At 35.6% G+C, this 11,679-nt stretch carries 10 protein-coding genes; 1 reads left to right on the top strand and 9 read right to left on the bottom strand.

What is annotated here, in order from left to right; translation table 11 throughout:
• Window positions 1–23: 23 nt before the first annotated feature.
• The 9 genes from DRF65_RS05445 to DRF65_RS05405 form a co-directional block, all read right to left on the bottom strand.
• Window positions 24–242 carry a hypothetical protein gene (locus DRF65_RS05445; protein WP_068944240.1) on the bottom strand — a complete coding sequence of 73 codons (219 nt, stop codon included), beginning with the start codon at window positions 240–242 and terminating at the stop codon, window positions 24–26.
• A gap of 353 nt (window positions 243–595) precedes the next feature.
• Window positions 596–2,035, bottom strand: coding sequence for a hypothetical protein (locus DRF65_RS05440; RefSeq protein WP_115969529.1), 1,440 nt, complete (start codon window positions 2,033–2,035; stop codon window positions 596–598).
• A 99-nt stretch (window positions 2,036–2,134) separates the two neighbouring features.
• Entirely contained in the window at window positions 2,135–2,929 is a 795-nt protein-coding gene (locus DRF65_RS05435) for a thymidylate synthase (protein WP_115969664.1), read from the bottom strand.
• A 157-nt stretch (window positions 2,930–3,086) separates the two neighbouring features.
• Window positions 3,087–3,737, bottom strand: coding sequence for a hypothetical protein (locus tag DRF65_RS05430; RefSeq protein WP_115969527.1), 651 nt, complete (start codon window positions 3,735–3,737; stop codon window positions 3,087–3,089).
• A gap of 18 nt (window positions 3,738–3,755) precedes the next feature.
• Window positions 3,756–4,196 (bottom strand): hypothetical protein, encoded by a 441-nt coding sequence (locus tag DRF65_RS05425; protein WP_115969662.1) that lies wholly within the window; start codon window positions 4,194–4,196, stop codon window positions 3,756–3,758.
• Between the two features lie 145 nt (window positions 4,197–4,341).
• Window positions 4,342–5,691, bottom strand: coding sequence for an alpha-amylase family glycosyl hydrolase (locus DRF65_RS05420; RefSeq protein ID WP_115969525.1), 1,350 nt, complete (start codon window positions 5,689–5,691; stop codon window positions 4,342–4,344).
• A gap of 355 nt (window positions 5,692–6,046) precedes the next feature.
• Window positions 6,047–6,643, bottom strand: a complete 597-nt coding sequence (locus DRF65_RS05415) for an IS1096 element passenger TnpR family protein (RefSeq protein WP_115969523.1) — start codon at window positions 6,641–6,643, stop codon at window positions 6,047–6,049.
• A gap of 134 nt (window positions 6,644–6,777) precedes the next feature.
• A complete protein-coding gene (locus tag DRF65_RS05410) occupies window positions 6,778–7,809 on the bottom strand; it encodes a sensor histidine kinase (RefSeq protein WP_115969521.1) in 1,032 nt (343 codons plus the stop codon).
• Window positions 7,810–7,857: 48 nt separating this feature from the next.
• Window positions 7,858–8,532, bottom strand: a complete 675-nt coding sequence (locus DRF65_RS05405; protein WP_115969519.1) for a response regulator transcription factor — start codon at window positions 8,530–8,532, stop codon at window positions 7,858–7,860.
• Between the two features lie 324 nt (window positions 8,533–8,856).
• Here DRF65_RS05405 and DRF65_RS05400 point away from each other — a divergent pair, with 324 nt between their 5' ends.
• A complete protein-coding gene (locus DRF65_RS05400; RefSeq protein WP_115969517.1) occupies window positions 8,857–11,646 on the top strand; it encodes a TonB-dependent receptor domain-containing protein in 2,790 nt (929 codons plus the stop codon).
• Window positions 11,647–11,679: the final 33 nt, after the last annotated feature.

Genomic DNA, 11,679 nt, shown 5'->3' with positions numbered 1-11,679 from the left:
CTGTCTACTTTATAATTTTAGAGTTATTTTTTTATGATAATATCGAAAATATCATTGACTAAAGTTTCGTAATCTCCTGTTTTCAACTGCTCTTTTGTTTTGGCAAAAGCTTTTTTCAGTTCACTTTCCGGATTTTCGTCATCAACGATTTCGGCTGAAGCAACCCCTTTCAACTGAAGTACAATATTTTTTAGTACTTCAGGATCGGCATTTTCTTCAATATTTATTTTTAAATACTTCATGATCTTGTGATTGGTTTATAATTATTCCTTTTGTTAAAAGGTTAATATCAAGTTCTTTCAAATTTAAAACTTATTTTAGAAAGAATAGGTCTGTTGGCGCTTTTTTAAAGGTGATTTTTGTGGGAAAGAGGAAGGATGGAAGATGGAATCGGAAAGCTGGAGGGTACTAGCCAACCGGAGACGATTTACAGGCTTTCTAAGATATGTTGAGGTATATTATAAACATCAATAGGATAGAATCTTCATTTCGCTCCGTTTCATTCAGAATGATCAGTAAACAATATTCAAAAATAAAACAACAGTCATATTAAGGTTGCAATAACTTCCAGCCTCAGGCTTCCTTACTCAATACATTACCTCTCTCTGATAATTTTTCCGTCTTTATACAGAAACACCATCTCACATTTCGTTTGTCTGTCTGCATTAAAAACCTTGACTTTTTTAGCATCGATCCCATTTATTTCAGACAGCATCCGGCATTCCCAATTGTTATAGAAAATAGGTTCTCTAAGAATAAAATGCGGATTAGTCTTGAGTTCCGTAAACATATCATATCTCAGACAGACTACTCCACTTTCGATATGATCTGCTTTAAGAGCTACACTCAGCTGATGAAACATGGTATTATTGAACCGACTGGCATAGATCCATGCATTTTTCACACTGATATTGGTTATAACAAGAATGAAAGTCAAGACAGCAAAAAGAGTGCTGACAGTTTTATTGCCCAACTTAAATTTAAAGGACAGGTAAATGATTCCTGAAATGATAAAGATGGTATAAAAGAGTCTAACAGCTCCAAGACTTCGGTTATCAAACCCAAAAAGTGTAGGAATATAGGAGGAAACATAGTAAACACTTACTGCAAGAACAATTGAAATCAAAGAAATTAATCCTATATTTTTAATGTCTTTTAATTTGCTTTTAAAATCATAAGCGGAAAATATCTTATAAACTATAGAAGACATGATCAAAGCTAACAATACTTCTATAATATAAAGGTTTCTAAGATTTAATATCCCTTTATAAATCCCGACAAAGATATCTTTGAAAAATAACTTTGCAGTTAAAACAGTTACCTGCACGACTCTTTTCAATTCGAAGATTTTCCCAACCTCATCTCTTTGATATGAGTGAGCAAATATCTCCGGCTGAATTACTTTCCTGAAAAAAACAATTGTACCAAGTGTCAACAGCAGGAATATAACCCGTTTTTTATTTTCTTTGATAAGAAACAAGTTTAAAAGAATAAGCGGCAGGAAAATCTCATAACTTAATATGGACAGTATAAAAAACAGAGCACTCCAGAGAATATTTTTACGAACATATGTGTAATAAATACTTAGAGAAAAGAACAGGGTTGCCAGATTTGAGTTCAGCATGATTGGAGAAAACTGAATGCTTGTACCAATCAGAGAACATGAATACAATAAGGTAATCAGGCTTGCCAATTCTTTTGACAGAATTTTTTGTATCACCCAATATAAAGCAATTAAAGAAAGCGGAAAAAACAGTATTCCTAAAAGATAAACGGAAGCATTATACTGTGAAAGAAAAACCAAAGTTCCTGTCACGAATCCGGATACCGGCCTTGCTGCCATATTGGAAGAATCCAGATAGGAATAAATATAGCTTACATAAGGTTTCGAAATATATTTCGAATTGTATGCCTCTTTTAAGTCATCTGCTACGATTACCTTTTCTATAAAAATGGACAGCCATATATAAAGATTGTAAACAATGATCAGGATATTCAACAATATCAGATAACGATTGTTTAATTTTTTTTCCATAATATTTTTCAAAATCTGTGATGAGCAATATATTCTCACAAACTTCAAAAATAACAGAAATCTGCCAATTACAAAAGACAATCAGGAAATCAGGTCATATTAAATAGCTACAGGAGCTTTAATTCCCGGATGTGGATCATAGTTTTCTAAGGTAAAATCTTCAAAATCGAAATCAAAGATATTTTTCACTTCCGGATTCAGCTTCATGGTCGGAAGAGATTTTGTTTCTCTTGAAAGCTGTCTGTTTACCTGTTCAAAGTGGTTGTTATAAATATGAACATCCCCAAAACTATGTACGTAATCTCCCACTTCAAGATCACAAACCTGTGCTACCATCATCAGTAACAGTGCATAACTGGCAATATTGAAAGGAACTCCAAGAAAAACATCTGCACTTCTCTGATAAAGCTGTAATGATAATTTACCGTCTGCTACATAAAACTGAAATAATGCATGACAAGGTGCCAGCGCCATATTCGGGATCTCTGCCACATTCCATGCGGAAACGATCAGCCTTCTGGAGTCCGGATTCTTTTTGATCTGGTCGATTACTTCCGTGATCTGATCCACTATTTTTCCGTCTGATCCATTCCAGCTTCTCCATTGTGCCCCGTAAACAGGTCCAAGGTCACCATTTTCATCTGCCCATTCATCCCAGATACTTACTCCGTTATCTTTAAGATATTTGATATTGGTATCTCCTTTCAGAAACCAAAGCAATTCGTAGATAATGGATTTCAAATGCACTTTTTTGGTGGTCACCAAAGGAAACCCTTTTGACAGATCATATCTTAGCTGATAACCAAACACACTTCTTGTTCCGGTGCCTGTTCTATCAGTTTTATCGGTTCCGTTGTCTAAAATATGCTGTAAAAGATCCAGGTAGTTTTGCATTTTGAAAGGAATTTTATGCCCCAAATTTAGTAAAAAAGCATCAAAAAAAGCACCCATTGTATGAATGCTTTTTATAATAGGTATATCCGTTTTCTATTAAACAGTTGTATATCTGTCATCTACGGAATATTAAAATAATTTATTCTTTTTGATAGAATTATAATACTGTTACACTAATTTTCTCACTGTTTCCGTTGATTGATTTCAACTGTCCGTATCTATTTTTATCAATAAACTTATCATTCGAATAATCCAGTTTTACCGGGCCGAATTTCACAAGCTTTTTAAACTTACTTTCATCGATAATATCCTTAGTTCCGTAATCTATGGAAATATCACCTATTGTTTTCAGTTTTCCCAACCTGCTATTATCCATAATATCATCTCCCCAGTAATCTACATTAAGATTTCCTATTTTCTTTACTTTACCAGCTTTTTCTCTGGTAAATGCGGTGTCATCCCAATAATCCACAGCGATATTTCCTATACTCTTTATTTTACCGGCTTTTTCTCTGGTAAATGCGGAGTCATCCCAATAGTCTATTTTAATACCGCCTATACTCTTCAGTTTACCATATTTGATCTTGTCAAAAATAGCATCCTCGTAATATTCAACTTTCCCGTTGAGGTCAGGAGCATTGAAATCGGAGATTAACCCTTCTGCATTAAGGGTAACTACAAAACCATCTACAGTAAGTTTTACCGTTTCCAAATCATATGTTCTCCCGGAAACTGAGGCACGAACCTGTGCATTGCTTGCTAAACTGCCCAAGAGAAAAACAAGGGGAAGTAAATTTTTAAATTTCATAATATTTTAAAGATTGATTTACCAGATATTCTCAATATTCTGATTGATATTGTTGATGGTAAATGTCTCTCCCATTTTCTTGCCAAACATTGCTTTTACTAAAGGAGATTCTGCAGATACCGTCATAACCTTCTTGTTATCACAAAGAAACTCTCCCATTGAAGCAGCAATATAGAATAATCCCTTATCGGTTTTTACCAAAGCACCATTCTGAACTTTTTCAGAAGGGTCTGATGTAATCTTTTGTAAAATAGCCTGTTGATTCAAGACTTCATTAAGCTGACGCTGCAGGTTATTGATTTCCTGCTGAAGCATTTCCCTGCCCGTTTCGTACTTATCTCCCATAGAGCTTTTAGTATCATTGTTGGAAGCGCGGGTTTCTGCGATAAGGTTTTCGAAATACTGGATTTTGTCTGCTAATTTGGTTTTAGCTATGTTTATGATTTCCTCTTTGTTCATTGTAATACTGCTTTTATTGAGAGTGGAAAAACCACCCGTCAAAATCATAGATTCTGATACCTCCCCAGAAAAGGGGGAAGTTGTACCGTTCTAAAATGGCGATTAAAGTTTATAGTTTCATCCTAAATTTCAGTAACATAAATGGTTACTTTTCAAATACGGCATAGTCTGAAACTTTAAAACTGAAGTCTTTTCCTTCATCGAAATTCCTTTTTGTTTTTTCGAATACGTTTCTGAATGTTCCTGAAATATTTCCATCTTCAATGGTAAAGTTGACAGGTTCTTTCGACATGTTTAAAACAACCAGTACTTCATCTTTTCCATTTTTTCTTACGTATGCTAATATTTTGTCATTAGCCGTTGTATTCAGGAGATAAGTGCTCACATTCGGATCTCCTCCTCTCAAAGCAGGGTTGAAAGCTTTTAAATCCAATAATGTTTTATAAAAATCAGCAACCTGATAAGTCTTAGTCCATTTAATCGGATCTTTCTCAAAAAACTCAAGTCTTTTCATATTGGGAAGTTCCTGACCTGAATATAATAATGGAACTCCGTTCCATGTAGCTGAAAATACAGCCATCGGTTTTGCAATTACTGCATATTTTTCATATTCTGTCCCGTTCCACGAATTTTCATCATGATTAGCCGTAAACCAGGCTCTCATTGAGTTATCTCCGATATTGGAATATTGCACCAATAAATCCTTCAGCTCCTGAAGCGGCTCGTTTTTTTTGTAGTAATCTGCAGATTTGTGCATCCATTTCCAGGAATAGCTTGCATCAAAAACTTTTCCATACTCAGGACTTTCCAATTCATCAAATTCTCCCAGCCAGAAAAGAGGTTTTACTTTCTCTACTTCCGGACGTGCCTGTTGCCAGAAATCTACTTCCACCCATGAAGCCAGATCGCATCTGAAACCGTCGATATCCGTTTCCGTTACCCAGAATTTCATGGCATCAATCATAGCCTTACGCATTTCCTGATTTTTATAATCCAGTTCAATGATATCATCCATTCCGGAAGCAATATGGAATTTCCCATCGGAATCTTTCAGATAAAATCCAGGATGAGTCTTCGTCCAGACATGATCCCAGCCTGTGTGATTGGCTACCCAGTCAATGATCACTTTGAATCCCAGTCTGTGCGCTTCATTCACTATAGCTTTGAAATCTTCCATTGTCCCGAATTCCGGATTGATGGAGGTATAATCTGCTGCTGCATAAGGGCTTCCCAAGCTTCCTTTTTTATTTTGCTGAGCAATCGGGGTAATGGGCATAAACCAGAGAGTTCTTACTCCCATCGCTTTCAGTCGGGGCATTTCTTTTGCAAATGCTTTAAAAGTCCCTTCCTGAGTATATTGTCTGATATTTACTTCGTAGATATTTGTAGTATGTTTCCATTCTTTTGGCAATTCTGTCATCTTCCCGGTATTTTTTTGAGTGGTACAGGAAACAATTCCCAGACCAATTACAGCTAATAAAATTAATTTCTTCATTAATCTATTTTTAACAAAAGTAAGGATTGTTTTTCAGGGAAGGGGGCTAAAAGGGAAAATTACGGACGTCCTTTTTGAAATAATACAGATTAAAAAATAATTGACTTATGGTAAATTTTCCTTTATCTTAATATGATTATAATGGTTGGGAAATAAAGCTGTCCCATTAATGGTTGAAATTTGGCGCAAAGTTTTTAATCTGTTCTAAATTATTTTTAGAGAGAAGGTGAGGAATCAACTTCAAACTTTCAGTCTGATCTGTAATTCTTTAAAAATGAAATGTTATAAATTTCTTTTATTTCTATAAAAAAGCCCCGGATTGTTTAATCCGGGGCAATATTTCTATGTCTACATCTTATCTTTCTTCATCGCTATCATCTTCGTCATCAAAGATGTCATCGTTGTAGTCTTCTTCCTCCTCATCATCGTAGCTGTCGTCTTCATCGGCAAAATTTCCGCCGCCTCCGAAGTCATCTTCGAAACCAAACTCATCGTCTGCCAAAGGCATTGCTGATTTCTTTCTGGAACCTCCTCCATTTCCATTTTTACTAGGAGCTTTTAATGGAACATTTCCAAATCTGTATACCGTAATCGGGTAGTTTACTCCTTTTGTCTCATCAATGATTTCTATAAGCTCACAGAAGAATTCCCAAAGATCAAGAAGCCCATACTGGAATTGTGCTTTATCCCCTTTGTTTTCAAAAGCTTCATCAATGTATACGTCTGACATAATCTCACCATCACCATCATCGCTCATATCTTCCAATGGGACACCTTTTACGATCGTTCCGTCTTCTTCTAACAGATTAAAAGTAGAAAGTTCTTCTCCCTGCAGACTGAATGCACTTTTAATTCCTAAATGTAAGTTCCATAACGTTTGTTTTCCCTTAACTTCAATATCACGGAAAATATCCTCTTTCGCATCTAATATTACGCGGATTTTGTAAACCATATCAGTTTCTTAAATTACTTTTTTGCCTTTATAATTATGATAAATCTCTGGTGCAAATATATAATAAATGACATGTGACAAAAAAATATTTCAGGATTTTTTAAAATATTTTTTTTCCTTACATTTTGACGGAATTATTTACTTTTTTCAAGCATAAAACTGAATTTCGTTCCTTCGAGGTAAACACTTTCTACAGTAATGTTTTCATTGTGAGCCTCAAGGATGTGCTTTACAATGGCAAGTCCTAATCCGGAACCACCTTCTCTTCGGCTTCGGCTGGTTTCTACACGATAGAAACGTTCGAAGATTCTTGGAAGAATTTCAGATTTGATCCCCATCCCGTTATCGATCACTTCAATAAGTACTTTATTCTTTAAAACGCTCGTTTTAACGATCACTTTTGCTTCCTGTCTGTTGGCATAGTGAATTGCATTTGATATCAGATTGATAAAGACCTGAGAAATTTTCTGTTTATCTGCTTCTACAAAAATCTGTGGATGCAGGGTCTGGATCTGTAATGTGGTATTCCGTTTTTCGGCTTCAAGGTCAAGAAGATCAAAAATCTCCCTGATCAGAAGGTTAACATCAAATTTTGAAACGGTAAGATTGATCTCCCCTGCTTCAAGCCTGTTGATCATATCAAGGTCTGTAACGATGGCAATCAGTCTTTCTACAGACTTATCAATCCTTTCAAGATATTTATCACGGATGGTCAGATTATCTACACCACCGTCTCTTAAGGTTTCCACATAGCCCTGAATGGAAAATAAAGGAGTTTTAAGTTCATGGGAAACATTACCGATATATTCTTTACGGTAGCTTTCCATTTCTTTCATCATATCTATTTCTGTGGCTCTCTGCTGATTGAGATCTGAAAATCTTTCTCCCAATTCTTTGATGGTAATATTCTCATCGTTATCATGAACCATTTCCTGTGGTAGGATTCCGGAAAGTCCTTTTACCTGTTTTCTTCCGTAATAGTTGAAAAGAAGTTCCAATACCACACAGTTGATAATAAAGATAAGAACTACACAGATTAAAAGACCCGTTTTGAATAAAGGGGTCTCATAATAGATATCTTTAAGTGAATCGAAAACGACCACCAGAAAAAGCATTACCAATGTCAGCAGACAGGAGGCAACGAGCGTAAGCCTGTAAAATTTCAATTTTACAAAGTTTTAAGGATTGAACGTAAAGATAAGGTTTTTAAAGGATTAAACGATCAGTTTATATCCAATTCCTTTTAAAGTCTGAATGGTATTGATGCCCAGTTTTTCTCTCAGTCTTCTGATGTGAACATCAATGGTTCTTTCTCCTACAATAACATCATTACCCCAAACTTTTTCAAGAATTTCTTCTCTTTTGAAAACTTTTTCAGTGTTGGAAGCCAAAAGATACAGTAGATCAAATTCTTTTTTAGGAAGAAGAAACTGCTGTCCACTTTTAGAAACTCTGAAATTATCTTTATCAATAACAAGATCCCCGATTTCAATCAGCTTGGCGTTGTCAGAAACCTGTGAAGTCAATTGTAATAAAGCGTTTACTTTAGAGATAAGAATTTTCGGTTTGATCAGTTTTACAACGTAATCATTAGCGCCTGCCTGGAAGCCTGCTAACTGGGAAAACTCTTCGCTTCTTGCGGAAAGGAAAACAATAAGTGTCTTTTGGAGTTCTTTCACTTTACGAAGTTCCTGACAAGTTTCAATACCATCTTTTTCTGGCATCATTACATCCAGTAGAATAAGATCAGGAATTATTTCCTTTGCTTTTTCTATTCCCTCATTACCATTGGTAGCAGTATGGATTTCATATCCTTCCTTTTCCAGGTTGTAAGACAGAATCTCTAAAATGTCCAGTTCGTCGTCTATTAAAAGAATTTTTTTGCTCATCTTCTAGTTTAAGAATTCCCACAAAAGTAACTATTTTCATTGATTTCATCTATCCTCCCAATGTTAACTAATTATTAAAAAGCGAATATTTTCACAGTAATTAAAAAATCAACAATAAAAAGAATAAATAAATGAATTAAAATCAAATATACGAAACATTTTCTATAAAACAAATAAAATAAAACCATTAAAAAAACAAAGATCAATAACGTAAACAACTTATAATTCATTAATACAAACTTCACAATTAATTAAGATTATCCTAAACTTTTCCTAAAAACTTAGCCTTTATTTTGCCCTTGAAAAAGAAGTAAAAGAAGTAAAATGAAAAAACAACTCCACAAGAGCATTATGCTGCTTGCCTTGTTTTCTGCTGGCTATGCTTTTGCACAGAGCCAAATTCTTGAAGGTAGGGTATTGGATGAGAAGGACAACACTCCTATAGAAGGTGTAAAAGTAAAGGTTAATGACCAGGAAGTAGTCACAGACCTTTCCGGATACTATTCTATCAATTTATCCCCTGGTGCCAACTATATAATAACGGTGAGCTCTAACGGGTACAATAAAAAGGAGATCAGTGAAGTTATCGTAAAAAATGACGGAAACACTCATCTTGATATTGTTTTGGAAAAACCAACTGCTAAAGAGAAAGAAATCGAGGGGGTTGTCATTAAATCTAATGCAAGAAAAGAAACGATTGCCTCTACCATCGGATTACAGAAAAACGCAGGTGTAGTTTCTCAGGTTATTGGTATTGAAGCAATTAAAAGAAGTCCGGACAGAAACACCGGTGAAGTTCTGAAAAGAGTTTCAGGGGTAAGTTTATTTGATGGAAAATATATAGTCGTAAGAGGATTATCTGACCGTTATAACCAGGCCATGCTAAACGGTATTCAGCTATCCAGTACGGAACCGGACAGAAAGACTTTCTCTTTTGACCTTTTCCCTGCCAATGTTATCGAAACCCTTGTTATCAATAAAACCTTTATTCCTGAATATACCGGTGAATGGGGAGGCGGACTGATTCAGGTAAACACTAAAGACATTCCTAATAAAGACTTCTTCAATGCACAAGTGGGTGTGGGAGGTAACAACATTACCATGAACCATGAGTTTTTTATGCAGAAAGGAGGAAAATGGGACTTTGTAGGAATTGATGATGGTTACAGAAAATTACCTACCAATATGCCTGCAAAGAATGCGTTCAGTATTCTGAGTGAAGGTCAAAAAACAGATATTGGTAAAGGATTTGCTAAAAATCTAGGATACAATACGATAGGTTATCCTGAAAACGTAAGTTTACAATTAGATGGAGGTTTCAATACAAAGGTTTTCGGAAAAGACTTAGGGGTTATTGCAGTTTTAAACTACAGTAACAATAAAAGAAGAACTGTAACCAACAACCGTTTCTTCACCATCAACGACGAAATTGCAAATACAAACTTCGATTATTATACTGAAAAATATACCAACGATGTTATTCTTGGCGGGATGTTGAATCTAGCGCTAAAGTTTAACAGCAACAATAAAATTACCTTAAAGAACATCATCACCAATAATACGGTGAACCACATGTCTTTCAGATCAGGAAAAGATTTTGAATTTGACCCTATCAACGGAACCAATATCCAGGCAAGGGAAATTGGATTTAAAGAAACTATTTTCTATAATTCAACTCTTACCGGAACTCACAAAATAGATGCTCTTGGTGGTCTTACCGTAAACTGGTACGGAAGCTTCGGGATTCTGGATCAGTATATTCCTTTGCTACAGCGTTTGCAGTATAACCAATACACGAATATGGATGGAAGTCCTTACCTGGCCTTAATATCGAATGGTCTTTCCCAGAAATCAGGAAGTGTTTTCTATTCTACACTGAGTGATTATCTGTATAATGCAGGAGGTGATGTCTCTAAATCATTTACTTTATTCGGTCAGAAGCAAACCATTAAGGGAGGATATTTATTCCAGGTAAAAGACAGAATCTACAACTCAAGGCCATTCTCTGTAAGGCTTGAAAAATACAACCAGGGATTACTTTCCCAACCTTTTGAGACGATCTTTAATTCTGAAAACTTCGGAACTGACGGTAGATTTACATTTGATGAAATTGCCGGAAACCAATACCGATATATTGCCAACACCATCCTTAACGCAGGATATCTACAGTTTGACAACAACTTTACCCCTTGGTTAAGAGCTGTTTGGGGATTAAGAGTTGAAAACTTTGATCAGCTGGTAGGTAGTACCAAAAGAAGCGATGACCGTTTTGTAAATACACGTGTTACAGATTTCTTACCAGCGCTTAACTTAACTTTCAAAGTGAATCCTAAAATGAATATCCGTCTTGCCGGTTCACAGACTGTGGTAAGACCTGAGTTCAGAGAGGTTTCTCCTTTAGCTTATTATGATTTTGATCTGGGAGCTACTGTAATCGGAAGCAAGGATATTGAAAGAACTAAAATTACAAGTGCCGACCTACGTTGGGAATTCTATCCAAGAAATGGAGAGATCCTTTCCGTGGCAGCGTTCTATAAAAACTTCAAAAAACCGATTGAATTGTATTTCAACCAATCGGGGGTAGGAACAAGTAATACCTTCAACTATCTGAATGTAGACAAGGCTGATGCTTACGGAGTTGAATTGGAATTCAGAAAAAAACTGGATTTTGTAAGCACTCTTAAAGACTTCACGTTGGGTGGTAACTTCGCTTATATTAAAAACAAAGTAACAGATGAGGCTACCAGAATTGACAGACCCATGCAGGGACAGTCTCCTTACACCATCAACTTAAGTCTTCAGTATGATGCTGAGAAGTCAGGATGGTCTTCTACTGTACTATTCAACATGATCGGAAGAAGAATCCTTTATGTAGGAAATGATCAAGTTCCGCCAATCTGGGAAGCTCCGAGACCACTTTTAGACTTCCAGGTTGCTAAGAAGATCTGGAACAAGAAAGGAGAAATCAAGCTAAACGTTTCTGATATCCTGAACCGTCGTGCTAAATTCTATCATGATCTGAACAATAACAAAAAGTATGATACTACTGACGCTCTTGCCATAGATCGATTAACAGGTACCAACTTCAGTTTAACACTAGGGTACAGCTTTTAATAATTCATTCAAAATAATCTAATAAAAATAATT

It is taken from the genome of Chryseobacterium pennae (genome assembly GCF_003385515.1).
GTDB classification, from domain to species: domain Bacteria; phylum Bacteroidota; class Bacteroidia; order Flavobacteriales; family Weeksellaceae; genus Chryseobacterium; species Chryseobacterium pennae.
The sequence above is the reverse complement of the archived record's forward strand: the minus strand, read 5'-3'. Positions and strand labels throughout refer to the sequence as shown.

Bases quoted from the DNA above. Each gene is read 5' to 3' on its own strand.
- DRF65_RS05435 (WP_115969664.1), bottom strand. From the start codon at position 2,929: ATGCAAAACTACCTGGATCTTTTACAGCATATTTTAGACAACGGAACC.
- DRF65_RS05440 (WP_115969529.1), bottom strand. From the start codon at position 2,035: ATGGAAAAAAAATTAAACAATCGTTATCTGATATTGTTGAATATCCTG.
- DRF65_RS05425 (WP_115969662.1), bottom strand. From the start codon at position 4,196: ATGAACAAAGAGGAAATCATAAACATAGCTAAAACCAAATTAGCAGAC.
- DRF65_RS05405 (WP_115969519.1), bottom strand. From the start codon at position 8,532: ATGAGCAAAAAAATTCTTTTAATAGACGACGAACTGGACATTTTAGAG.
- DRF65_RS05400 (WP_115969517.1), top strand. From the start codon at position 8,857: ATGAAAAAACAACTCCACAAGAGCATTATGCTGCTTGCCTTGTTTTCT.
- DRF65_RS05420 (WP_115969525.1), bottom strand. From the start codon at position 5,691: ATGAAGAAATTAATTTTATTAGCTGTAATTGGTCTGGGAATTGTTTCC.
- DRF65_RS05445 (WP_068944240.1), bottom strand. From the start codon at position 242: ATGAAGTATTTAAAAATAAATATTGAAGAAAATGCCGATCCTGAAGTA.
- DRF65_RS05415 (WP_115969523.1), bottom strand. From the start codon at position 6,643: ATGGTTTACAAAATCCGCGTAATATTAGATGCGAAAGAGGATATTTTC.
- DRF65_RS05430 (WP_115969527.1), bottom strand. From the start codon at position 3,737: ATGAAATTTAAAAATTTACTTCCCCTTGTTTTTCTCTTGGGCAGTTTA.